Genomic DNA, 23,395 nt, shown 5'->3' with positions numbered 1-23,395 from the left:
ACGGAACATCATTCCACATTCTATTTAGAGGCGAATGGCAACTTGCTTCCCGCGATCCGCGCCCTGCGGCAAATTTATTTGATACGATTTTTCATTCACCCTGATTTTCAATGTTTGAAGGGAATGCGTTGGGTCCGCAACCTTCAAGCCCTTATCCCCCATCAAGAGGAGGCATGGGCCGGAGGCCTCAACCGCCCGGCCCGCCCCGATCTCCAGCCTTCCTGCTACATAAAATACGGCATAAACCGTTTGCTCACAGGTCACCGCCTGAAGGGCCTTCGTATTACTCAACACCTCAGACATCTGCCCGGAACGCTCGTTTCCAGCAGGAGAAAAAATGCGATAGGCATACGTGGCGTCTTTTGGCGATTTGCCATGATTGATCCAGGCGCTGAATACGTCACCCGATTCCGGCCGGTCAGCACGATCTGGAAAACTGCCGGTCCAATTGCCGACAACGTTTCCGGATCGAAGCACAGGGTCTCCATCCAGAACCTGATAGGCGATGCCATTATGGTGAATGAATCCCTCATCCTTTTGGACGTCCCCTTTCATCCACGACTGCTCAATCGAGGTATAAACATCTCCGTCCGTCTCTCCTGAAATCCCCGCGCCTAAACAAACAATCTGATCTCTGAAGAAAAAATATGACTTCCGGGCAACAAGATTTTTTCGTTTATACATCATTGCCGCCATACCGGTTTCACCGGTTCCAAGAACCCCCGAAAAATCAGAACCGCCATATCCTTTATTCCAGCTTTTAGGAACCAGATTGGTCTGTCCCTGATCGCAGGTTGTGCCGGGAAGACGCTTCCAATCCCAAAGCGGGACAATATCCTCATATTCCGATCCATCGCGATAAACCAGCAGCATACCGTCGCCCAGATGCAACCCCTGCATGTTTTCCGAGTTGCAGGTTTCCGCTCCGATCACCCGCGTTGAACTCATCCTGACCGAGGCATACCAGTCCGGCCGGCGCTGCACCGCCATTTCGGAGCGCCAGAACGGATTAAATCCGGCCCGGTTCAGAACCGCTTTATATTCACCGGAACATTCCGGATCGATTGAAGGCATGGCCTTCAGCTGCCGAAGGGTGCCCCGCCCTTTTGCCGCCTGCGCTCCCCGATCAATCTGCCGCCCGCAGCCGCTGAGGTCCATCCGCCCGTTCCAGATAATCCATGAAACGCCATTGAGCATATAATTCCGCAGAATCTCCAGTTTATCCCCGCTCAACGCATAATCCGTCCCCCGCAGAATGGAGGCCCACTTGATCATATCGCCGGCAAACGAGGCCCCGTAGTTGCCGAACTGCTGCTGCGGACCGTGCTGATGAAAACTCCAATCGGGCTGAATACCCTCCTCCGTCGAAACGCGCAGTTCCGACCAGATTTCCGCCACCGCCTTTTCAATTCGTTCCGGTTCGTCATACAGTAAACCGATCATCACATTGTTTCCGGCACACCAGACTTTGTTCTGACCGGTCATCCCCATTTTACTCCGCAGCAGAATCGGCCGGGCCCTTTTCAGCACATCATCCGGTAAGCCGTCCCCTAACAGAATCAGGGTCGCCGCCATGGACTTCGGTACCCCGATTCGGCCCTGCCACCAGTTAGGATTGCGGTAATCCATCTCCAGCCAATGATTCAGCCCGGTAACAATCGCATCGCGCAGTTCCAATGATTGGAAAAGTTTTGCCTCGGGATCGGCATATACGACCGCCATGCCCTCCAACCGGGTCAGATGACCGCGCGTCGGCCAGCTGCCGCGCCGTTTGCTCTCATAATCAATATCCGCCCAGGTTCCGTCTGTGCGCATACTCTGCATATATTTTTTCACGGCGGATTCACTCGCCGAGGTCTGCACATAATACTCCGAAAACTGTCGGCGGATCTGTGCATCATCGGCCATCGCAACCGCTGCAGCTATGGTAACCACCCATCCCAACACCATGCGATTCATCCTATTCCTCCAGCCAGTTTTTCTGTTCAAAGGATACACCGCAATCGGCAAGCCACTGGAGCAGATGCGCATCCGCCATCATCCAGAACACCATCTGTTCAACCCCTTTGTAGGTGTCATATTCCCCCGGCGCATACAGACGCCCGTCTTCATGGCGTGCCTGCATTTTCAGCATGCGCTCCGCCCGCAGTCTCCGCCACTCCGAAGCCTTTTCCCCAAGGCCCGCTTCGTAACCGAGCACATCGTACAGCGTATCCATACCGTAAAAACAGGCATAGCGGTATTTCGACCAGTCCGTACCCTTCGGATAATACTGCTCCGGACTTCCCGGAATAAACATCGATCCGCCGGGCTCTTTGAACGGCGGCGACACAAATTCTTTTGTCGCCAGTGTGCGGTAGACAACGTCAAAATTAAAATCGACTGATTCCGGAACCGGCAGTCCGACCAGCGGGAAAACCATAAACCCCTGCATTTGAAGATGGGCAATAGAGGCCATGTAGTCGTTGTGAATCAGGTGATGGTTGATCACAATGCCGTCTTCACGGATATTATATCCATCCAGCCATTCTGCCGGCGTTTTTCCATCGACCGTAAAATCCGTCCGCTCCATATCGGACGGACGACAGTAGGAACCAACCAGCAGTGCACTGCATTTTCTTTTCCACTCCCCCGCATCCGGATGGTTCGGCATCATCGCAACAGCCACCTGAAGAATCATCGAATCCCACGAATTTTCTTCGGCTTTCGAATCGCCGCCTTTTCCATTCCAGTAGCGAACCTTATAGTTACGGTTCGCTTCATAAACGACTAATTCCGCGACCATTTCTCGCGTTTCATCGTCCAGCTCATCCCACAGCATCCAGGCCGCACGCCCCACTTGCGCAGCCCAAAGCGATGACTGCCAGTGATCGCCCCACTTTCCGCCGTTCGCCTTATGAATGGAGGCGGCTCCTTTGATCAACTTCAGCGTTCGTGCGGTGATCTCCTCTTTGGAAAACCCTATAGATTCGGGAGCCACACCGGTTTTCAGAGCAATCGCCAGGCCCAGCGCCGCACTGGTTGCCGGACGAATAGTCCACTCCACGTTTTTGTTTTTTATGAGGTAGCGGTCTCCCGATTCTCCCGTCTCATAAAACGCCTCTGCCCACTGCAGCGAATGGCGGGCAGCATTTGAAAGCAGCTTTGAACCCCGTTCAAATTCAGAATCCGAATGGTTTACCGCCGGAAACCGGCTCCAGTCAATCGGCTCCACCATTTCCGTTAAACCGGAAAAAACCGTCGATACAAAGGCCGTTCCGGCCAATAGGAATGCAACTCGTTTGGTCATCAATACCTCCAGTCCGTCATAATTACTCTCCTTCCAGTCCAGAGCGATTTCAGAGATTCAGAAAATATCAAACCGTTCAAATATGAACACCACGTTTCTGAAATACGGTTTATTCCTCCGATTGAACCTCAAAAACTGCCCTCTCAGAAAAGCCAATATATCTGCTGCGCTTTTGATATGGATGATTTCAAATTGAATCCATTGGATCGCTTTAGCGGGAAACCCGACCGCTTGACTTCGTTGTTCTCCCGCATAATTCCGGTGGACAGCGGAACTGTGATGAAACCGAAGAAACCGTTCTGTCTGTTGGCCTGATCATATTCGATCCAATCATCCGGAAATTCGACTTCCTGTTCGTTTACCGTTAGCTTCGTTTTTTTGCGCAGGTTATGTTCGCGGGCATGTCCTATGCGCACGCTTCCGATTGATGCGTTGTTCGCGCTAACGTTTTGTTAATTTCAAAGATAATCGGTTCAGCCGCTCCGTCGGCTATGCCCCGGTATATGCAGGAACCCTGATGTGTATGCAGCTGGCTCTGGTGCTCCTGCCCCGTTCCAACCTTTCCGTAAAAGAAATCGCTCTGCGCTGCGGCGTCGATAACCCGCTCTATTTTTAACGCCGCACATTCACAAGTAGGCCGCACCGGGTAAAAAGGGATTTAGAATTGATCATTATTTTCATATATGAACAAATGAGTTCATGAATAAATATCATATCCCCAACCTCGGGAAAGCCTGCGAGGTTATGAAACAAATTGCCGATCACCCCGGCGGTATTGCGTTGAAAGAAATTTCCCAGTCTTTGGAGATTCCGCGCACCACCGCCCTGCGAATTACCCAGACTCTTTTAGAGGACGGTTTTCTGGCAGAAACCGATAACGGAACGCTCACACTGGGTCCGACACTGGTACAGGTCGGCGTCAAAGCGCTCGACAATCTGGACATCCGCGGATTCGCCCGGCCGGTACTGCGCAAACTGGCCGAAGAGACCGGCGAATCCTGCCACCTCGCAGTATTGAATGGCGATAAATCCATGCTGGTGGAAGTCGCTGACAGCCCGCACCCCGTCCGTATCGCCGCACGCCCCGGAACGCTGGTTGACCTCCACAGTTCATCCACCGGTAAAATTTTTCTCGCCTTTCAGATTCCGGAACCATCCCGATTCATCCGGACGCTGAACCTTACCGCCTATACCGCACAGACCAATTCAACCGAAGCCATGGTGCTCGCCGATATTGAACAAACCCGCAAGCTCGGATACGCCATGGATGAAGAAGAATATGTCCCCGGCGTCCGCTGCATCGCGGCACCGGTCATCAATGCCTTCGGAAAAACCATCGCCGCCGCAGGCATCACCGCCTCGGTCAGCACCTTCACCAAAGCAAAAATCAGAGGCATGTCGCAAAAAATCAAAGCGGCAGCCTCCGAAATATCGGCAAATATGGGATTCGGATAACAGAAGAGCCGTTCCGGATATCCGGAACGGCTCGTATACTCAGCACTGGATTGGTGCAAATTATTTTTTCTCGGCGATGATGCTCTTCAGATGTTTCACATATTCTTCCGGACCGCCAGCCTGGTAACCGGTTTTTCCAACCGTGCTGCCGTCGGGGGCCAGAACGAATACCGTCGGGAAACCGCGTACGCCGAACTCTTTCGCCAGCTTTTCATTCTGCTTCATGGTTTCCGCACTGACTTTTGATTTGTCGCTCGGGAAATCCGCCAGCATCAGCACCAGATTGTCTTCAGCATAGGCTTTGAATTCCTCTTTCTGAAAGACTTCCTTATCCAGCTTGATGCACCAGCCGCACCAGTCAGAACCGCTGAAATCAATCAGGATATGTTTATTCTCTTGCTTAGCCTGTGCTTTAGCCTTTTCGAAATCCGTCAACCAGCCTTCCGCTGCAAACGCTCCTGCACTCAAGGCGACCGCCGCCACCAATATCAACCACTTCTTCATACTGCCCTCCGGGGGATGTTTAGATTACAGATCACAGTTTTATACTGCATACGTACTGTATGACAGAGTAACCACCCAACCGTTCATTTACCACATAAAAAAAGCCACCCGATTCGGGTGGCTTCGCCGTTTCCAATGGTTGGAAACTTAGTTTACGCCAACGGCGTTGAGGTCGGCAAAGGCCTGTTTCACGCGGTTGATCATGCCTTCCTGGCCTTTACGCAGCCAGACGCGCGGATCGTAGAATTTCTTGTTCGGCTTGTCGGCGCCTTCCGGATTGCCGAGCTGACCCTGCAGGTAGCCTTCATTTTCCTTATAGAAATTCAATACACCTTCCCAGGTGGCCCACTGTGTGTCGGTGTCGATGTTCATTTTGATTACACCGTAACCGATAGACTCTTCGATTTCCGCCGGGGAGGATCCGGATCCGCCGTGGAACACAAAGTTCAGCGGCTGAGCGGAATCCGTGCCGAATTTTTCAGCAACATAAGCCTGGGAATCACGCAGGATGGTCGGGGTCAGTTTTACATTACCCGGTTTGTAAACGCCGTGCACGTTACCGAAAGAAGCCGCAACCGTGAAGTTCGGGCTGATGGCGTTCAGTTTTTCATATGCGTAGGCAACGTCTTCCGGCTGAGTGTAGAGCTTGGACTCATCCATATCGGAGTTATCGACGCCGTCTTCTTCACCGCCGGTGCAACCGAGTTCGATTTCGAGGGTCATGCCGATTTTAGACATGCGCTCGAGATACTTCGCGGAGATCTCGATGTTTTCTTCGAGGGTTTCTTCGGAGAGGTCGAGCATGTGGGAGGAGAAGAGCGGACGCCCTTCTTCAGCAAATTTCTTCTCACCGGCGTCGAGCAGACCGTCGATCCACGGTAGCAGTTTCTTAGCGGCGTGGTCGGTGTGAAGAATAACCGGAACCCCATAAGCTTCTGCCATGGCGTGTACATGATTTGCCCCGGCAATCGCACCGAGAATCTGTGCATCCTGACCTTCGAGTTTCAGTCCTTTACCGGCCGTGAATGCTGCACCGCCGTTGGAAAACTGAATAATGACCGGAGAGTTGACGGCTGCGGCCGCTTCCAAAACTCCGTTGATGGAATCTGAACCCACAACGTTTACGGCCGGAAGAGCGAATTTATTGGCCTTTGCAATTTCGAAAACTTTAGCGACGTCGTCTCCAAAGAGAACACCCGGTTTTACAGCATCAAGAACCTTAGCTGACATGATATTTCCTTCCTGGTTTTTAGATATGATTATTCTTTAGAAGCCAATGATTTGGCAAAAATTCGCGGGAACTATACCAGTAACAGATTCGGGGTCAACCCCGGCAGAAGAGGATTTATCTGCTCACTCGGCTGGAAAAATCGGCAGAGAACCCCGAAACGATCCGGAGAGCAGGGCGATCGGCCGCCCGCCTCCTCGCTTATTTCTTCCCTTTTCAATGTACGCTTTTCATACGAAAAGATTCATTGCGGGGGGAAATCAAAATGGGTTTCAAAAAGCTCAACCAGCTTATGGGCATACGCCTCTTCATCAGGGCCCGTAACCTGAATCGTAATTTCCGTCCCCTGCTCCAGGCCAAGCATAATACACTCAAGCGCCGAAGTGAGATCGCAACTCCCGGTCGGCGCAGTCACCAGAATCTCTCCGGGATAGGCCGATCCTTCCTTAATCAGGATAGCAGAAGGCCGGCAGTGGATGCCGGCCTCATTTTTAATAGTTGCTTTCGCTTCAAACATTATTACATGTTTTCAGCTTCTGCATTGTCATCCGAGGCATCCTGCCCGGAAGCAGCTTTTTCTGTTTTTTCAGCCGGAGCCTTGCCTGCCGCGGCAATCGTGTCCGCCCAGACCACTTTGTCGTTCAGGGCATATACATACGGCCGCGAAAGAACATTATTCGCCTCGCAGGCAGCCTCCACTTTTTCAACCGCCACCTTTGCTGCATCTTTCAGTGTTGCCTGCCCGCCTTCAAACGCATAAGCAAAATCGCCCCCCGGATCGACCGCAAGAATGAACACTTTATTATCCGGAAGTTTTTCGTAGTCCATCAATGCCTGCTTGACCCCCGTCGGCACTTTCGGGATATACACACTGTCATTGCTTGCACAGCCGGCAAACAGAGAGACCAACGCCACAGAACAGAAAACTTTCGCCAACAACTTCATTACATCCTCCAATGGTAGGTTTATGCTTAAAATCTAGATTTAAAAATTCCCATAGTCAATTCAGCAAACAAACGAATTCGCCACACTTGCAAACATTTTCCCTGCAAATTCACCGTTTTGAACCTCGCCCTTCCGGATGCGATATAGCAGCCCGTTCCGTTCAAGCGTGAAAGCCGGCGTGGCCCCGAATTTCCAGTCATCGGAAAACTGCCGTGCCTCGATCTCCTGGAGGACCGCGGCATCAAAATCGGCTTCCAGCCATTGGAACTCCCGGCCGTCGGCATAATTTTTCCGAAATTCCTTTTTCAATGCCTCAGCCAGCAGCTGCCGCTCAATCCCGAGATTCATGACCTTCGCCGGTTCCGAGGCAATCGCATGCGTCTCAATGCCCTTCAACATCGACCCCAGATAGCGGTTCAGCCGCTCCAGATCCGTTTTCAGAAGCAAGGTGCCGTGATGCATCACCCGGCCTTTGCGGAACGCAAAAGCATTCCCCGAAAATTTAACGCCATCCACACTCAGATTGCTTTTACCCGTTTTCTCCGCCCGGATGCCGAATTTTTCCAAGGTCTGGAAAACCAATTGATAGGCCGCGTTTTCAACATACTCCTCACGGCCCGTGATTATACAATAGTTAAGATTTCCGGCATCATGATACACCGTGCCGCCCCCCGAAATCCGGCGCGCCAGCGGCACACTCTCTTTTGCCATCAGATCCAGCCGACACTCCTGCCATGGATTCTGATTTTTACCCATCACCACAGCGCATGCACTGCGCCACAGATAAAGAATCGGACCACAATTCTGCACCCGGTCCATCAGATACTCCTCCATCGCCAGATTGCGATGAACATCCAGACTCTGTGATTCAAAAATCAACATAATTTTCTCCCCCGCCCACTCCAGCCAACCCGGGCACCCTTTTTTCGTGTACTTCATGTATTTCGGGGTTAATCTCCTTCAAAAGCTGAGCACAACATGACAAAGATCTCCGAACAATTCATCCGCAAAATTCCGAAGACCGACCTTCATCTGCACCTCGACGGCTCACTGCGGCTGCCCACACTCATCGAAATGGCCAAAGCCGATAAAGTTAAACTGCCCTCCAGCACCGAAGCCGGCCTGAATAAACTCGTTTTCAAACCACGCTATGAAAATCTCGGCGAATACCTCACCGGCTTTGCCTTCACGGTCGCCGTGCTTCAAACTCCGGAACATCTCGAACGCGCCGCGTTCGAACTGGCCGAAGATGCCTTCGAAGAAGGGGTGCGTTACATCGAAATCCGCTTCGCCCCGCAGCTGCACATTTCCCGCTCCCACGAAATTGAGCCCGTCGTTCTCGCTGTTTTCCAGGGATTGGAAAAGGCGAAAAAACACCTTAATGCCTCCATGGCCGAAAACGACCTGCCCTTTGAATACGGCATTATTCTCTGCGCCATGCGCCGCTTCAACCGCCACATGTCACCCTACTATGCCCGGCTCTTTGCCCGCGCCGGAAATTCCGGACCGCGCTACATCTTCGCCCGCGCCTCTCTCGGTCTGGTTAAAGAAGCCGTAAGGCTGCGGGACAAAGGCCTCCCGATTGTCGGGTTCGACCTCGCCGGCGAAGAAGCCGGCTATCCGGCCGCCCACCATCTCGAAGCCTTCGATTATGCCCACAAACATTTCCTGCGTAAAACCGTTCACGCCGGCGAGGCCTACGGCCCGGAATCCATTTTCCAGGCCATCACCGAATGCCACGCCAACCGCATCGGCCACGGCACCTTCCTGTTCAGCGAGGAAGCCATAAAACTGAAATCCATTAAGGATAAAAAAACGTATATCGAGCAGCTCGCCGAATACATCGCCAATCAGCGCATCATGATCGAAGTGTGCCCCACCTCCAATCTTCAGACCATTCCCGAGATCAAATCCATGGAAAACCACCCGCTTCAGCAGATGGTCGACAACGGCCTGTCCGTCACCATCAATACCGACAACCGCCTGGTTTCCCATACCTCCGTCACCAACGAACTGCTGCTCTGCACCACCCAGATCGATCTGACCGACAGCCAGTTCCGCGACCTCGTTCTCGCCGGCTTCAAACGCTCCTTTTTCCCCCGCCCTTTTGCGGAAAAACGGCAATATGTCATGCGTGCCATTCAGCGCTATGATGAGCTCGCCGAACAATACCTCACCTGAACGCACCTCGAATGACGGTTATTTCGATGGATTTATACCGGTTTTTGAGTTGGAGCTCAGATTCGTGAATTGCTAGTTTCCTGCTTTCGCAAATTTCAACCCCGAGGAATCTTAACAAAATGAGAGCATATAACTTTTCTGCCGGACCGGCCATTCTGCCGGAAGAAGTACTCAAAGAAGCCGCCGCCGAACTGGTTGATTACCAGGGCACCGGCATGTCCATCATGGAAATGAGCCACCGCGGCAAAGAATACTCCGCCATCCACGATGAATGCATCGCCAACATCAAGGAACTGCTCAACATTCCCGAAGGCTACAGCGTACTCTTCATGACCGGCGGCGCCTCCACCCAGTTCCCGCTGATCCCGATGAATCTGCTCGGCGAAGGTGAAACCGCCGACTACACCAACTCCGGTGCCTGGGCCGCCAAGGCGATCAAAGAAGCCAAGATGCTCGGCAAGGTCAACATCGCGGCGGACTGCGGAAAAGAGATTCCCACCCGTGTTCCGACCGCCGATGAACTGAAGCTGACCGACGGCGCGGCCTATCTGCACATCACCTCCAACGAAACCATCTCCGGCGCCCAGTGGAAAGAGTTCCCCGAACACGATTGCCTGATCGCCGATATGTCCTCCGACATCCTCAGCCGACCGCTTGACGTTTCCAAATTCGGCCTGATCTATGCCGGCTCGCAGAAAAATCTGGCACCGGCCGGTATCACTCTCGTGATTATCAAAGACGAACTCGCTGAAAAATGTCCGGAAACCGTTCCGACCATCATGCGCTACAAAACGCACATCGAAAACAATTCGCTTTATAACACCGTGCCGACCTTCCCGGTCTATATCCTCTGCCTCGTTACCCGCTGGCTGAAAGCCAACGGCGGACTTGAAGGTATGCAGAAGATCAATGAAGCCAAAGCCGCCAAACTGTACGATCTGTTTGACAGCTCCGACTTCTACAAAGGCACTGCTGTGAAGGAGTTCCGGTCCACCATGAACGTCACCTGGCGCCTGCCGACCGAAGAACTCGAAGCGCAGTTCATCAAAGAAGCCGCCGAGAAAAACCTGAAGACGCTCAAAGGCCACCGCTCCGTTGGCGGCATCCGCGCTTCCATCTATAATGCCTTCCCGACCGAAGGCGTTGATGCGCTCGTCGCCTTCATGAAAGAATTCGAAGCCAAACACAGCTAATTCAACTCCGCAGATTTCACCGAAATTTACGGATTCATTTAAACAATTCCGTCTTCGGTGCAATCTGTGGATAAATTAGTATTGCGGCTTTATCGGATTCCCCCTATAAACCCTGCTTTTCGTGCGCCCATAGTTCAATGGATAGAATAGTGGCCTCCGAAGCCATAGATACAGGTTCGACTCCTGTTGGGCGCACCATTTTCAACCCGCACCGGTTTTCCGGCGCGGGTTTTTCTTTATAACGATTCACCGAGTTCGATATCGATAAAACGGAAAAGGCCGCAGGGCACATCAATTTCCGTCACCTTTTCCGGAGTAAAGGTTTCACCGCTGAGCAGGTCGGTAATCTTCAGCGGGCTCACCGTATGGAATTTCAGATGGGCGGTCTTTTCGGAAGGATTCAGATAACCGCCATCAATCAGCGTCAGGCGCAGATGATTCGGCGCAGTCTGCGCAACCACCCAGGCCACATCGCCGGATACCGTCAGCGGCATTTTTTCCGCTCCGGCCTCAATCTGCGTCTTTACCGTTTCAGCATAATGATCTGCAGAAAAGGTCTCTTTCCCATCGCTGGAAAAATAGTTCCGCCCATTGGTGACATATTCCTCCAGCAGGTTTTCATACATGGGATGGAGATGGTCTGCCAGTTTACCGCGCGGGGCATCCGGATCCGAAAAAACGCCTTTCTGCGGCGGCGTAATCAGCACCATTCCGTTTGGATACGGGGCCAGGAAATTCTGACGACGATCCTTCACGCCGGCGGCATAATTTGAAAAATCCCAGTCCGTGACCCGCGCCCCCGACCACGCACCGTCCAGCCGACCGAAAACATACGGATTTTCCGGATGAAACCGTTCATCATAACGGATACTCGTCGTCGTTGTATGGGCCTCCCGCATATAGCGCTCATCCGGCGACGTCATGCTTAAATGCACCGGATTAAAACTGACGATCTCTTCCCTTTTCGGAATATAAAGTGCTCCGCTTCCGATCAGCTCCCACAAAACATGCATATAATCGGAATACGCCGAACTCACCGTAAAGTTATTAATGTACGTTGCACCATAGGCAATATGATACACCGCATTGCGCAGAAAATGGTTCGGCAGCTCCTGATGCGAAAACTGCCGGTTCCTCGTGAAACTCGGATTATCCCGCGCACAGCGCGTTCCCCAGTCATCAAATACGCCGCTGCTCCACAAACCCAGACGCCCGGCCAGACTGAGGTCCTGCGCCTGATCCTGCGTCTCCTCCATAGACGGAACAGCCACATCGGCAAACTCCCCGGAAAGAAAACGCGACCATTCCGGCAGATAAATATTTCCCAGCCAGAAGTTATGCTTACTGCGAATATATAAAGAGGAGTTATATTTCCGGGCATTCTCGGCAAAGGGAGCAAAAAGGTGCTCCACTGCAAACGGGAATTCCTTCTTATGCAGAATCGTCAGTTCCGGCCAGATGAATACGGACTTTTTCCCGCGGGTCCCCTTCATGATTTTCCAGAGGGTTTCCGGATTGTAATAAAACGGATCAACCCCGTGTCCGCCCCACATGCAAAGGCCGTTTTCATTCATCCCCTGCCCGGCTTTTTTGATAATTTCATCCTGTGAAAGGGTATAGGATTTGCGGCCGTCGCGCGCCTGCTCAAAGGCCGCACATCCCAATCCGGAACGATCCCAGTCCTCCGCCCCCTTCATAAACACATAGCCGAGAAACTTCGGATTACTATACTTTTCCTGGAATGCTTTAGTCTTCGCCGAGGGCTTCGGAGGCGACATCAGATAGGCTGTAACGACATCGCGCTCCCAACTTGGTTTTTTAAACGCGGACAGCTGTTTTTTCAGCACAGCAGTATTGTCGAGAACCGCCTGAATCGTTCCCGGCGGATCAAGCTGCTCATACGCCGACTTCCAATCCCTGGAAGTCAGATCGACAACATGAATACAGCTTCCTCCGCTCTGAGCACTGGCCAACAGCAGTTTTCCGGATACCGAATCCTTCCACATATCATTGAATGAATATTTGCAACGAATCTGTTCCGCGCTGTTCACATCCATTGAATCCGGCACCAGCAGCATCTCCGATCCAATCTTGACAAGATATTCAAATCCGTGTTCCTTCGAAAGCGGAACAACCTGAACCACACGATAGCCAAAACCCGGCTTTTTTTTCGTAGACGGAAGATTCAGTTTTTCAGCTTTCTCAGCGTCCAGATCATAACGAAAGAAATCAAGGGTCTTATTCATCCCCGACGTCCCTCCCAAAAGCACCCGGCCATTCACCCGCAAATCACCAACGGGGCCGTATCCATACCCCAGCTTACGCGCCTTGAAAGGCCGCACTTCCAGAGGCCGAAACCGGAAAAGCATCGAATTCTGATCCGCATTGGTCAGCACTGCATTCAACAGCAGAACTTCAGAACCATCCGCCTGCCGAACCGGGCGCAGGAAATTCACAACATGCACATTCTTTTCGAGCGTGCCGTCATCAATCCACTTTTTATTCGGCGTAATCACCGAATCATATCCAGCCGACGGCACCGTTTTCAGCAGCTCCCCTTCTGCGGAGAGCCAATAAAAATTTTTATCATTTCCCCCGCAGGCCACATAAACAGCACCCGAGGAATCACGAACCGTACAAACCGAAATCATCGGCACCTCATTCGGCTGAAACCGCCACAGCAAAGCTCCCTTATAATTCACACAGTAAACCGATCCGTCGGAACTGGCCGCCAGCACCTCATCAATGCCGTCACCATCCAAATCAGAACACCACAGGTCGTTATTCATAATCCCGCCGGAAAGCGCTGTTTTCCAAAGTCTGGAACCATCGTAGGTATAGGCCAGCAGATCTCCTTCATAACTGCTGCCCACAATAAAGGATCCGTTTACCGCCGTCGCCGACCGTACTTTCATGATCGTCTGACCGGTTTCAATACTGTGGATCGCCGGACACAAAACCGGAGAAACCGCTACCACCAAACAAAGTATCTTACTCATCATATTCATTGCCCGCCTCTCTGATTCAAAGGGTATTGCAGAACAGACGCTGCCCGCACCCTCTTTCGCAATGCGAATCCTGCAAAAACCGATGCGGATCCCGCACAGCGCGCCCCTCATTCTCTTTCAGCTGTTTCACCTTGCCCTGAAAGCGAAAACCGGACAAAGTCCGCGCTTTGATTTTAATAACAACAGCGGGAGTTTATATCCCCGTGATGAAAGGTAGCCATGGCTGAAGAACAATCACTCGAAAATATGCAGATCGACGGTTCCAACCTCTGGAAAGAAGAAAACTTCACCGACCTCGCCGTCGGAAGCATCCGCAAACTGACCCCAATCAAAATCGACGGTACCGAAGATGAAAACCGTCAGGCTTCCTGGTCGGCCACCACCAACATCATGACCCCCGGTGGTGCCCTTCCGATTTCCGGCGAAATCGAAGCCGCCAGTCTGGAAGAAGCTGTGGAGAAATTCCCGGAAGCAATTAATGCAGCCATCCAGAAACTGCAGGATGATATGATCAAAATGCAGCAGGAACAGGCCAATAAAATTGTTACACCCGACGAACTGCGCGGCGGAAAAAACGATATTATTATCTAAACCGGAAATTTTCATCACCGTCTGCAAAGCGCCCCGAACCGGGCGCTTTTTTATTAATCCGGCAACTGCAACCGGAAAAAGCCCGTTTCATTGGTGGCATTCGGCGACCAGCGGATCGGCTCCGAAATCGACTCCCAGCTGGCCGGCGTCAACGTCGGGGAATAGCCGACCACCCACGGCAGCGCCACCGCATTGGTTGTTCCGAAAACATGGAACTGCACATTGCGGATCATAAAATCATCAAGACTTCCCGACAGAGCGCCGCCGCTGGTTCGCGCCTGAATCTCCACAGCATTTGTTCCGGATTTCAGAATTCCGGATTCAATCAGCATGGATTCCGAGCCCCAGAATTCTCCCGACTGCGTCGGCAGTCCCCCGACATTGACCCCGTTCACAAATATATAGTTATAACTGTAATCCACATCCAACAGATCAAAGTTCAGTTTCACTATCGGCCCCTTTGGAACATCACTCAGACTGAATGAAAACGTAATGACATTGGTGGGATCCGGCACATCCCAATCCATCGCCGTATTATCCCCCAGATGATAAGGACCCGAAGGCCCGGAAAAATGGAAATACGGAATTTCAGCAACCGCCGCTGCACTTTCGACCCCATTACTCAGTGCCGTCAGCGCATACCAGAGATTGGTCACATCCGGCAGTGCGAGATCATGATATCCCGTCGCCGACGCATCCACTTCCGTGTCCGGCGTACTCGGATAACTGATACCGTTAAAACTCCGACGGATATAATATGCATCCGCCCCCTCCACCGGCTCCCACGAAAGCAGAATGCCCTGGCATGTCAGCTCCGCATTCAGCACACCGGTCCCCGTCGGCAGTCCGGTGCTGTGCATCGACGTCAAGGCATCAATATCTGAACCCGGCGTTTGTGTATCCAGTGTTTCCGTGGCGAGATCCACGATCCGCACATAACGGGCATCGGTCAGCCCCGAACTCGAAATATCAAACAGACTGATCGCCCGCCCGGTTCCGAGATGCACAAAACTTTCAAGGTTCGTGGAATTCGAGATATACACATCGTAACTTTCATCCTTTCCCCCAAACGCCGCGCCGATTTCGCGGATCTCCAAATCGGCCCCCGGACCATCCACAACCGGATCCGCGCTCCCCATATCCAGAATCATCCATGCCCCCGGACCGCCCATCGACACATTCACATCATCCGGAGCACCGAGTGCAACCGCCGGATTCGTTTTTGAATTTCCGGCGTTCCCGTCCAGAATGTAACTGTCCACCACCGACTCGGCATAAGGGTTGGACCAGCCGCTTAAAGCCACCCCGAATACTAAAACGAAAACCGATAACGCCTCGGCTAAACGAAAAATGGAATATACCTTCATTGCGAATCCTCCGGAGTTATGACCGCTGTCTGCCAAGAATAATAGCGCGGATTAACCCCGCACAATACAGAAAACTCTTCTTTAAGAATTGTTATATTTTAATAGGCGTTTAGCCCACCCCGCCTTTCAACGGCAAATCCGGTCCGCAAAACCGAAACCACTTCGTTTCCGAAATCTAAAAAAAAAGCCCGAAACAAGGCGATACGCCCACCGATCCGGAAACAAAAAATCCCGCTGTTCATCAAAACAACGGGATTTAAAGTGGTGCCCGGAGCCGGACTCGAACCGGCACAGCTGCAATAGCCGAGGGAGTTTAAGTCCCTTGTGTCTACCAATTTCACCATCCGGGCAGTGAAGAGCGGAAAGTTATACCCATGAAGCCGCACCTTGGCAACCTCTTCAATAAACCATCTGATACAAAAAAACCCTCATCACAACGTGACAAGGGTTTCAGAGTGGTGGCGAGACCCAGAATCGAACTGGGGACACGCGGATTTTCAATCCGCTGCTCTACCGACTGAGCTATCTCGCCTTTTTCCATCGGCTCGGGAACTCCGGCGGACAGGTTCAAAACCTGTAAATATGGTCGGGGTGACTGGATCGGCACTGCGTCCTCCAAGGCCTTTCTCTATCCAGCCACGTATCGAATGCCATGAGAATTAAACCCTTCTTTCTGTTAACACCAAGAATCCGGCGGCATCTGGTTTATGTTGGGTGTGGCCGTAAGTGGTCAGAAATATCCCGAAGTATCAATCAATAGAATCCAAAACGGAAAACTGTTAATGAAAAATGATCCTCGCCGGAAAAATTTGAAAAACTTAATGACCGCCATCTTATTATCTATTTCGTGTACCGTTGTTGCGGCAGCGAAACCGAAAAACGTCCTCTTTGTAGCAGTCGATGATCTGCGTATCGAATTGGGTTGTTACGGTGCCGACCAAATGAAGACCCCCAATATTGATAAATTGGCAGAGAGCGGTATTTTATTTGAACGAGCCTATTGTCAGCAGGCGATTTGCGGACCGTCCAGAATCAGTATCCTCACGGGGCTCCGTCCCGATACAACCAAAGTCTACACCCTGCAACAGTCGCTCGACAAAACGTTGCCGGACCAGCTTACCCTGCCCCAGCACTTCCACGAAAATGGATACAAAACCATCTCGCTGGGTAAAATCTATCATCATGCCAAGGACGACAAGGACTACTGGGATGTACTGGACCACTGCGATTTAGAAAAATATGCCAGCCCCGAAAATGTTGCATTGATTGAAAAACGAAGAAAAGAAGCTGCCGCAAAAGGCCTGAAAGGCAAACCGTTAAGGCTCTACACCCAGGGCCCTCCCTACGAATCAGCCGATGTTTCTGATAACACCTATTCGGATGGGCTTGTAGCCGACCGAGCCATTGAAGAGCTCCGTAACCGAGGCGATCAACCGTTCTTTCTTGGTGTCGGATTCAAGAAGCCGCATCTGCCCTTTGTTGCTCCGAAAAAATATTGGGATATGTACAACCCGTCCGATATTCAGATCCCCTCCAGAAAACACCCGGAAAATGCGCCGGACCAGGCCTTTACCACATGGGGCGAACTACGTTCCTACTACGGCATGCCGCAAGACGGCTTCTGTTCGGATGAACAAACCCGCACCCTCATCCACGCCTACCATGCCTGCGTTTCCTACATTGATGCCCAACTCGGTCGGGTTCTCGATGAATTGGATAAACAAGGACTCCGCGAGGACACCCTGATTGTTCTTCTAGGCGATCACGGATGGAAACTCGGCGACTATGGATGCTGGAACAAGCACACGAACTTTGAGCTCGATACCCACATTCCGCTCATTTACAGCGGACCCGGAATTGCAAAAGGACAGCGAACCAAAGCACTTGTCGAATATGTGGACCTCTTCCCTACTCTGGCCGACGCCTGTGGCATCGGTGTGCCGGAACATTGCGAAGGCATCAGTTCGGTTCCCCTTTTCACCGATCCGTCCAAACCCTGGAAAAAAGCGGCATTCAGTCAATACCCGCGCGGCGGAGGCATGGGCTATACCATCCGTTCGGGAAAATGGCGCTACACGGAATGGCGAAATAAAAAAGGAGAAGTTCTCGCACGCGAATTATACGACCATTCAACATCCGATATCGCCACTGCCAATCTGGCAGCCCATCCCGAATACAACGATGTGGTAAACAAAATGGCAGCCATTTTGCACGCGGGGCCGGAGGCCGCTCGCCCATAGAATCTCAATTATTCATTCGCCTCTCCGACTTCAATGCTATTGATACATTATCGTCCCTGAAACGTACGCAAGATCCAGAGGATAGAGTGATGAGTGAAACAGTTTTTCAAATTGCAGGACTTCGCCTACTCACATTTGTTGCACCGTCGGGGCGGGCAATGCGGCAGTAAATTTTTCAGGGAATTCCCACCGGCATCCAACAAATGGAGATCTATGAATTGCGTATAGAAAAAATGCCTCCCTTTTGGCAACAGGGGCTCATCGAGCATTCAGAATACAACGATAAATTAAAAAAACGGCATTCATTCTTTATGCAGGACCTCAGGTCCCCTCCCAAATAAAAAGAAAAAATCTGTTCACCCATGTGCTTTAAGCGGCATCCACTTTCTGTTCGAAAAAACAGAGAAAAATGGAGGAAAAATGATCAACACGAAACTCATAATGGCTATTGCAGGCGCTGGTCTAACCGTTAGCGTGATGGCAGACCTAACGGTATGGAGTGAAAACTTCGATTCGGAACCGGCCAATATTGTGACCACTACCGCAATTACCGAACACTATCTTGGTGGCAGTTCCGCAACAACCGGCTTTGAACCGGGAGTATGGATCGCTCGCACATCAAACAACCTGAAATTCAACAATCAAAATGCGACTGTCAGTACCGCCAATAACACTCGTGGAGCAGGCATTGTGCTCGCCGCCAGTGTCTTCACCCACGGGGCAGGAACCTATACCCTGAACTATGATGTTAACCTGACAACCTTCAACAGTTTAAGTAATCGGGTCAAAATCCTCGTATTTGAAGGGAACGGATATAACAGCACAGATTCCGGGATTCATTTTAATACAACCCAGGGATCCGCAGCCGATTTAGAATTCAAAAATTATGAGGGTACAGCCACGGCCAGCCTGATTGCCTCAACAGGAGATCTTCTGGAGAATGGAGCCTCCCAATCCGTTCAATTCGATTATTCAGGGACAGGCGTCATTGCCTTGGGGTTTCAGGTAAGTGCCTTGAGCGGAAGCTCAGTTAAAGCTGAATTCGACAACCTTTCCATCACCATTCCGGAACCGGCCTCACTGGGACTTATCGCCGCCGCCGGCGCTGGTATCTTTTTTGTTCGCCGCCGGTTTATAATTTAGATTTCATCATCATCCCTCGTAAAAAAGGGTCCCGCGGATGCTTTAAGCATCCGCGGGTTTTTACTTTTCTCCTCGGAGAAAAAAGATCCTCGAACAGAACCCGATACAGGAAACAACCATGAATAAACCTACAGCAAGCCTGTTTCTAGCCGGCATCGTGTCGACCGTTACCGCATTCGGACAAACTATTCCGTTTTCGTCCGGACGCATTGCCTGCAGTTCGGACGGGAATGAGCATGACAAAGATGACTGGGGAGCCACCGCAGCAACCCTGATGATTATCGCTTCACAGAATGCTCAGAACAAGTTGGCTGTGTATACCCACAGCGACCATATATGGGGCTCCAGCAGCGTCGGAGATAAAGCCATGCAACTCAGTGCCGAGGAATGTGGAAAGCTGTTCGGCTTTGAAGCATCGAATATCATTTCCGCCGTTTCCGATCCCACAGCAGCCTATCATCGTATGCGCGATGCCATTCTGGCCTCCAGCGCATCGGACCCGCTGACGATCATCGGGGCCGGACCGATGCATGTCATCGGAACAGGGCTGCAACTTGCCAGAGAGATTGATCCGGAACCCCTTCAATACGTCTTGGTGATTTCGCATTCAAAGTGGAACAACAGGCACGCTGATAACCCGTACAAATGGGAAAAAACGCAGCATACCGGATGGACCTGGGACGAAATGGTCCGCCATTTTACGTCAGACGGCGTAACTTTTACTAAAATTGCAGACCAGAATTCCGGAACCAGCACCACGAAGGGCTTTTCCACCCGGCAGGCTGCAAACGGGAAAAGCTACTGGCCAACCTGGTATTTTCTGCGTGACTACAGCAACCAAAGCCCCGAAATTAATGCAGCTATCCAGTTTGTCTATTCCCGCATGGAAGCCTCCACTGCGGCGGACATTTCAGACTGCGGGATGGCCTATTATCTTTTCACCGGCAATGAAAAAGGCGGACCGGCCGATCTGAAAGCTATGCTCGACAATGGATTTACCGCTGCGGAACAAATAACGACTGATTAATTAAAAAAACGTTAAGCAATGATACCCAGCGGCATTCTTTAAATAACAGGTCATAAAAAACCACACTTTCATCATCATACCTCAGGGTCGGCCCAGCAGGAATTAAACGTCCAGCTGGGTCGGCCTTTTTTATAGTCGGAACCTTAATTCCGGCGTTCCTGAGGTCGAAGAAGATACAATGTCCTTATTTAATTCTTCTCTTGCGGTGCTTCAAATGCGGACGCTGGTTTTTCGGAACAAAGGCATCATAGGAATCACCCAACCGCGTCATTTCATCCTGAAGAGCGGCCTGCATGCGTTTTAAAACGGCCGCATATTCAGGATTTGGTGCCAGATTATTTACCTCAAACGGGTCTGTACCGATTTCATACAATTCCCACTCGGGTGGCTGCTTTATAAGCTCCAACTGTTTTCGGATATCAGAATCAGTTTCAGCCAAAACATTCCATTCCTTCCAGGCCCTCGCATGCAGGCGATCATCCTCCGGCCCCGTGATCAATGGCAGACTGTAATTCGAAATCGGCCGCTCCCGATGAATCAGCTTAAAACGTCCATCAATTATGGAACGCTGATAATGGCCGAAATAGGTAGGTGTTGCATACCGACGCTGACCCTCTCCTTCCGACAGCAAAACATCCTTGAAACTGAATCCATCAATCTGCTCAGGAACGGAACCGCCAACGAGCTCCAATAGGCTGGGTACCACATCCGCATACATCGCAACCGCTTCAGTTGATGTGCCGGCCTTAATCTTTCCTGGCCACCGGAACAATGCAACCGCCCGGGTTCCATAATTATAGAGGGAATATTTTCCCGTCGGCATCTCCGTTCCCTGCTCACTTAGAAATACGAAAATCGTCTCGTCCTTTAAACCGAGTTGATCAATCAGCGCTAACGTCTCACCAACCTGTCGGTCGAGCTCTGTAACCTCAGCCGCCTGCGCAGCTAATACCGTTCGTGTTGCCGGTGTATCTGGCAGGCGCGACGGAACCTTGATTTCATCCAACGGAAACTGCGATGTGTCACCACACGTCCAGGGCGAATGCGAATGTATGGAACACACCATTGCGCAGAACGGTTTTTTCTCGTGCATGGACCGACGCATAAAGGCTTCCAGTCCATCATAACTCCACGTGTATTCCCGATCATTCGCACGTTCCGGAAACCCTTCAATCTTTTCAAATTTAGTCGGACTGTTAAAATGCAGCTTTCCGGTCAAGCCCACGTTGTAACCGAGCTCTTCCAGCCAATCGACCATATTGGGATACTTCCCCGCCGGTCGGCAGCCATTGTCATACATCCCACTTGTCGCAGGATGAAGCGACGTATAAAGCTCATGCCTCGTCGGAGCACACATGGCGGCCGCACAAAAGAAGCGATCAAACCGCATTCCCTCACTCGCCAGCTTATCAATATTCGGCGTATGTGCCGTCAAATGATCCGGCATACAGCCAAAGGATGACCAGCTGGCATCGTCGGCCAGTAGCACTACAATATTCGGTTTTTCCACGGCATTAGAAAATACGGGAACCAGCAGGGTGAACAGCACCCTGTATTTCAATTTCATAATATAATCTCCTGAGGGCTATTGCATAATGGATCCGGACTTTTCCTGTTTCGTTCTTATACAATCTGATGCCGCATGGTGTTAAATAATGAATGGAAACACACCGTCTTTAACCTTAAATAGTTCAAAATTTTGATGCCGGCGGTATTACGCTGAATAAAGAATAAGAGTCATTTCCTTGAGCAAACAACAGTTTAAAAATGTTCCTGTTTAAGAAAGATCATGCGGCGGCATCATGTTGTTAATGCTTGAATTGAAACCAATCGTTTTTCACCTGCATCCGGAGAACATACAACTATGTTAAAGCAATTACGTTTACTGATTTGCACTGGAACCTCTGCGATATTGGCCTACGGAGCCGAACAGCCATTGAATGTTATTGTGGTTATGGCAGACGATCTGGGCTACGAGTGTCTGGAATCGTATGGTTGCGAAGTCTATCAAACACCCCAACTGAATAAAATGGCTGAAGCCGGTGTTCAGTTTTCAAACGCCAATGCCCAACCCATCTGCACCCCGTCCCGGGTTCAGATTATGACCGGAAAATACAACGTTAAAAACTATTTCGCCTTCGCCAGACTGCTGGATACCGAATCCACATTCGGCAATACCTTCCGTGATGCGGGTTATAAAACCTGCGTAGTCGGAAAATGGCAGTTAAGTTCCGATTATAAATCGCCGGCCAAATTCGGGTTCGATGAATATTGCCTATGGAAAATAAACAATAAAGAGGAACGCTATGTGAGCCCCGGCCTGGTCACCAATGGAAAACATGAAACGTATCCGGGCCAATACGGCCCTGACATCCAGCAGGCCTATGCTCTCGATTTCATCCGGCGCAACAAGGAAAACCCTTTTCTTCTTTACTACCCGATGACCTTGGTACACAAACCCTTCCAGCCTACCCCCGATTCCGCCGACTGGAATCCAAATGGCGATCCATGGCTCAACGACGAAAAATACTTTTCCGACATGATCAACTATATGGATAAACTGGTTGGTCAGTTAATCGCAACCGTGGAACAACTTGGGCTGTCGGAAAATACCCTGATCCTCTTTACCGGAGACAACGGAACCACCCGAACCATCACAACCCGCTGCAACGGCAAGGATATCGCGGGCGGCAAAGGATACACCACTGATGCAGGCACTCACGTTCCGCTGATCGCAAAATGGCAGGGGAAAGCCAATGCAGGTTCTATGATTAATGACCTCGTGGATTTCAGCGATATCTACACCACCATTTGTGATGCATCGAACGTTAAACCGAAAGAGGATGTCACAACCAACCTGGATGGCATCAGCTTTCTTCCTCAGATTCTCGGCATAAAGGGAACCCCGCGAGACCACAGCTATTGCTGGTATATGGAGCGCACAGACTCTTCCGACATTCGGCAGTTTGTCCACAACAACACCTACAAGCTCTATGATACGGGACTTCTGTTCAATAAAGTTCTGGATCCTCTTGAAAAGTCCCCCCTTGCCCCGTCCTCCATGAGCGAAAAAGAACGCGAAATTAAACAGCGTTTTCACATCAAGCTTGAACACTATGCTTCCTTGCGCCCCCCCGAAATTCAGGCTCTGGTCAAACCCATCGCGAAAAAACACAGAAACAAAAAAAAATAACTGTGAGACTCATTTTTCCCGTTCCATCTTT

At 51.1% G+C, this 23,395-nt stretch carries 19 protein-coding genes, 3 tRNA genes and 1 pseudogene; 10 read left to right on the top strand and 13 right to left on the bottom strand.

The genetic code is table 11. The features are described from left to right. Window positions 1-24: 24 nt before the first annotated feature. The 3 genes and pseudogenes from P9H32_RS11060 to P9H32_RS18165 all read right to left on the bottom strand — a co-directional run. The gene (locus P9H32_RS11060; RefSeq protein WP_322608955.1) at window positions 25-1,959 is read right to left on the bottom strand and encodes a polysaccharide lyase family 8 super-sandwich domain-containing protein; all 1,935 of its coding nucleotides are present in this window, start codon (window positions 1,957-1,959) and stop codon (window positions 25-27) included. A gap of 1 nt (window position 1,960) precedes the next feature. After that, window positions 1,961-3,289: a hypothetical protein gene (locus P9H32_RS11055; RefSeq protein ID WP_322608954.1), complete on the bottom strand. Its 1,329-nt coding sequence runs from the start codon at window positions 3,287-3,289 to the stop codon at window positions 1,961-1,963. Window positions 3,290-3,432: 143 nt separating this feature from the next. After that, window positions 3,433-3,726: pseudogene (locus tag P9H32_RS18165) on the bottom strand (hypothetical protein); the annotation flags it as partial. Between the two features lie 80 nt (window positions 3,727-3,806). On the opposite strand from P9H32_RS18165, the gene P9H32_RS18200 reads away from it, so the two are divergent. Together P9H32_RS18200 and P9H32_RS11050 are read left to right on the top strand one after the other, a co-directional pair. After that, window positions 3,807-3,905 carry a helix-turn-helix transcriptional regulator gene (locus P9H32_RS18200; protein ID WP_488803470.1) on the top strand — a complete coding sequence of 33 codons (99 nt, stop codon included), beginning with the start codon at window positions 3,807-3,809 and terminating at the stop codon, window positions 3,903-3,905. A gap of 83 nt (window positions 3,906-3,988) precedes the next feature. After that, window positions 3,989-4,744, top strand: coding sequence for an IclR family transcriptional regulator (locus tag P9H32_RS11050; protein ID WP_322608953.1), 756 nt, complete (start codon window positions 3,989-3,991; stop codon window positions 4,742-4,744). Window positions 4,745-4,804: 60 nt separating this feature from the next. Here P9H32_RS11050 and P9H32_RS11045 read toward each other — a convergent pair whose 3' ends face one another. From P9H32_RS11045 to P9H32_RS11025, 5 genes are all read right to left on the bottom strand, one after another. After that, window positions 4,805-5,248 carry a thioredoxin family protein gene (locus P9H32_RS11045; protein ID WP_322608952.1) on the bottom strand — a complete coding sequence of 148 codons (444 nt, stop codon included), beginning with the start codon at window positions 5,246-5,248 and terminating at the stop codon, window positions 4,805-4,807. A 147-nt stretch (window positions 5,249-5,395) separates the two neighbouring features. Continuing rightward, on the bottom strand, window positions 5,396-6,478 hold the full coding sequence (gene fbaA, locus P9H32_RS11040; RefSeq protein WP_322608951.1) for a class II fructose-bisphosphate aldolase: 1,083 nt from the start codon (window positions 6,476-6,478) through the stop codon (window positions 5,396-5,398). Window positions 6,479-6,720: 242 nt separating this feature from the next. Next, window positions 6,721-6,993 (bottom strand): HPr family phosphocarrier protein, encoded by a 273-nt coding sequence (locus tag P9H32_RS11035; protein WP_322608950.1) that lies wholly within the window; start codon window positions 6,991-6,993, stop codon window positions 6,721-6,723. A gap of 2 nt (window positions 6,994-6,995) precedes the next feature. Continuing rightward, window positions 6,996-7,421 (bottom strand): hypothetical protein, encoded by a 426-nt coding sequence (locus P9H32_RS11030; protein WP_322608949.1) that lies wholly within the window; start codon window positions 7,419-7,421, stop codon window positions 6,996-6,998. Between the two features lie 60 nt (window positions 7,422-7,481). Beyond that, window positions 7,482-8,303, bottom strand: coding sequence for a lipoate--protein ligase family protein (locus P9H32_RS11025; RefSeq protein ID WP_322608948.1), 822 nt, complete (start codon window positions 8,301-8,303; stop codon window positions 7,482-7,484). 96 nt (window positions 8,304-8,399) lie between these two features. Here P9H32_RS11025 and P9H32_RS11020 point away from each other — a divergent pair, with 96 nt between their 5' ends. From P9H32_RS11020 to P9H32_RS11010, 3 genes are all read left to right on the top strand, one after another. Next, entirely contained in the window at window positions 8,400-9,602 is a 1,203-nt protein-coding gene (locus tag P9H32_RS11020) for an adenosine deaminase family protein (protein ID WP_322608947.1), read from the top strand. Window positions 9,603-9,721: 119 nt separating this feature from the next. Next, complete coding sequence (gene serC / locus P9H32_RS11015) at window positions 9,722-10,795, top strand: 3-phosphoserine/phosphohydroxythreonine transaminase (RefSeq protein WP_322608946.1); 1,074 nt, start codon at window positions 9,722-9,724, stop codon at window positions 10,793-10,795. A 123-nt stretch (window positions 10,796-10,918) separates the two neighbouring features. Continuing rightward, window positions 10,919-10,993 (top strand) — tRNA-Arg (locus tag P9H32_RS11010). 38 nt (window positions 10,994-11,031) lie between these two features. On the opposite strand, the gene P9H32_RS11005 is transcribed toward P9H32_RS11010, so the two are convergent. Beyond that, complete coding sequence (locus P9H32_RS11005; protein WP_322608945.1) at window positions 11,032-13,797, bottom strand: PQQ-binding-like beta-propeller repeat protein; 2,766 nt, start codon at window positions 13,795-13,797, stop codon at window positions 11,032-11,034. Between the two features lie 225 nt (window positions 13,798-14,022). On the opposite strand from P9H32_RS11005, the gene P9H32_RS11000 reads away from it, so the two are divergent. After that, the gene (locus tag P9H32_RS11000; RefSeq protein WP_322608944.1) at window positions 14,023-14,394 is read left to right on the top strand and encodes a hypothetical protein; all 372 of its coding nucleotides are present in this window, start codon (window positions 14,023-14,025) and stop codon (window positions 14,392-14,394) included. Window positions 14,395-14,447: 53 nt separating this feature from the next. On the opposite strand, the gene P9H32_RS10995 is transcribed toward P9H32_RS11000, so the two are convergent. From P9H32_RS10995 to P9H32_RS10985, 3 genes are all read right to left on the bottom strand, one after another. Continuing rightward, complete coding sequence (locus P9H32_RS10995; protein WP_322608943.1) at window positions 14,448-15,761, bottom strand: hypothetical protein; 1,314 nt, start codon at window positions 15,759-15,761, stop codon at window positions 14,448-14,450. 262 nt (window positions 15,762-16,023) lie between these two features. Further along, window positions 16,024-16,111: transfer RNA gene (locus P9H32_RS10990), tRNA-Leu, on the bottom strand. A 106-nt stretch (window positions 16,112-16,217) separates the two neighbouring features. After that, a tRNA-Phe gene (locus tag P9H32_RS10985) sits at window positions 16,218-16,293 on the bottom strand. A gap of 250 nt (window positions 16,294-16,543) precedes the next feature. Here P9H32_RS10985 and P9H32_RS10980 point away from each other — a divergent pair. From P9H32_RS10980 to P9H32_RS10970, 3 genes are all read left to right on the top strand, one after another. Next, window positions 16,544-18,001, top strand: a complete 1,458-nt coding sequence (locus tag P9H32_RS10980; protein ID WP_322608942.1) for a sulfatase — start codon at window positions 16,544-16,546, stop codon at window positions 17,999-18,001. Window positions 18,002-18,421: 420 nt separating this feature from the next. Then, window positions 18,422-19,144, top strand: coding sequence for a PEP-CTERM sorting domain-containing protein (locus P9H32_RS10975; RefSeq protein WP_322608941.1), 723 nt, complete (start codon window positions 18,422-18,424; stop codon window positions 19,142-19,144). 118 nt (window positions 19,145-19,262) lie between these two features. After that, on the top strand, window positions 19,263-20,171 hold the full coding sequence (locus P9H32_RS10970; RefSeq protein WP_322608940.1) for a hypothetical protein: 909 nt from the start codon (window positions 19,263-19,265) through the stop codon (window positions 20,169-20,171). A gap of 184 nt (window positions 20,172-20,355) precedes the next feature. Here the strand turns inward: P9H32_RS10970 and P9H32_RS10965 are convergent, their stop codons facing one another. Beyond that, a complete protein-coding gene (locus P9H32_RS10965) occupies window positions 20,356-21,738 on the bottom strand; it encodes a sulfatase family protein (protein WP_322608939.1) in 1,383 nt (460 codons plus the stop codon). A gap of 297 nt (window positions 21,739-22,035) precedes the next feature. Here P9H32_RS10965 and P9H32_RS10960 point away from each other — a divergent pair, with 297 nt between their 5' ends. Continuing rightward, entirely contained in the window at window positions 22,036-23,364 is a 1,329-nt protein-coding gene (locus P9H32_RS10960) for a sulfatase family protein (protein ID WP_322608938.1), read from the top strand. Window positions 23,365-23,395: the final 31 nt, after the last annotated feature.

This window comes from Pontiella agarivorans (assembly GCF_034531395.1).
Classification (GTDB): domain Bacteria; phylum Verrucomicrobiota; class Kiritimatiellia; order Kiritimatiellales; family Pontiellaceae; genus Pontiella; species Pontiella agarivorans.
The sequence above is the reverse complement of the archived record's forward strand: the minus strand, read 5'-3'. Positions and strand labels throughout refer to the sequence as shown.

Bases quoted from the DNA above. Each gene is read 5' to 3' on its own strand.
- P9H32_RS10995 (WP_322608943.1), bottom strand. From the start codon at position 15,761: ATGAAGGTATATTCCATTTTTCGTTTAGCCGAGGCGTTATCGGTTTTC.
- P9H32_RS11055 (WP_322608954.1), bottom strand. From the start codon at position 3,289: ATGACCAAACGAGTTGCATTCCTATTGGCCGGAACGGCCTTTGTATCG.
- P9H32_RS10965 (WP_322608939.1), bottom strand. From the start codon at position 21,738: ATGAAATTGAAATACAGGGTGCTGTTCACCCTGCTGGTTCCCGTATTT.
- fbaA (WP_322608951.1), bottom strand. From the start codon at position 6,478: ATGTCAGCTAAGGTTCTTGATGCTGTAAAACCGGGTGTTCTCTTTGGA.
- P9H32_RS11020 (WP_322608947.1), top strand. From the start codon at position 8,400: ATGACAAAGATCTCCGAACAATTCATCCGCAAAATTCCGAAGACCGAC.
- P9H32_RS10970 (WP_322608940.1), top strand. From the start codon at position 19,263: ATGAATAAACCTACAGCAAGCCTGTTTCTAGCCGGCATCGTGTCGACC.
- P9H32_RS11035 (WP_322608950.1), bottom strand. From the start codon at position 6,993: ATGTTTGAAGCGAAAGCAACTATTAAAAATGAGGCCGGCATCCACTGC.
- P9H32_RS11030 (WP_322608949.1), bottom strand. From the start codon at position 7,421: ATGAAGTTGTTGGCGAAAGTTTTCTGTTCTGTGGCGTTGGTCTCTCTG.
- P9H32_RS11060 (WP_322608955.1), bottom strand. From the start codon at position 1,959: ATGAATCGCATGGTGTTGGGATGGGTGGTTACCATAGCTGCAGCGGTT.
- P9H32_RS11050 (WP_322608953.1), top strand. From the start codon at position 3,989: ATGAATAAATATCATATCCCCAACCTCGGGAAAGCCTGCGAGGTTATG.
- P9H32_RS10980 (WP_322608942.1), top strand. From the start codon at position 16,544: ATGAAAAATGATCCTCGCCGGAAAAATTTGAAAAACTTAATGACCGCC.
- serC (WP_322608946.1), top strand. From the start codon at position 9,722: ATGAGAGCATATAACTTTTCTGCCGGACCGGCCATTCTGCCGGAAGAA.
- P9H32_RS11000 (WP_322608944.1), top strand. From the start codon at position 14,023: ATGGCTGAAGAACAATCACTCGAAAATATGCAGATCGACGGTTCCAAC.
- P9H32_RS10975 (WP_322608941.1), top strand. From the start codon at position 18,422: ATGATCAACACGAAACTCATAATGGCTATTGCAGGCGCTGGTCTAACC.
- P9H32_RS10960 (WP_322608938.1), top strand. From the start codon at position 22,036: ATGTTAAAGCAATTACGTTTACTGATTTGCACTGGAACCTCTGCGATA.
- P9H32_RS11045 (WP_322608952.1), bottom strand. From the start codon at position 5,248: ATGAAGAAGTGGTTGATATTGGTGGCGGCGGTCGCCTTGAGTGCAGGA.
- P9H32_RS11005 (WP_322608945.1), bottom strand. From the start codon at position 13,797: ATGATGAGTAAGATACTTTGTTTGGTGGTAGCGGTTTCTCCGGTTTTG.
- P9H32_RS18200 (WP_488803470.1), top strand. From the start codon at position 3,807: ATGTGTATGCAGCTGGCTCTGGTGCTCCTGCCCCGTTCCAACCTTTCC.
- P9H32_RS11025 (WP_322608948.1), bottom strand. From the start codon at position 8,303: ATGTTGATTTTTGAATCACAGAGTCTGGATGTTCATCGCAATCTGGCG.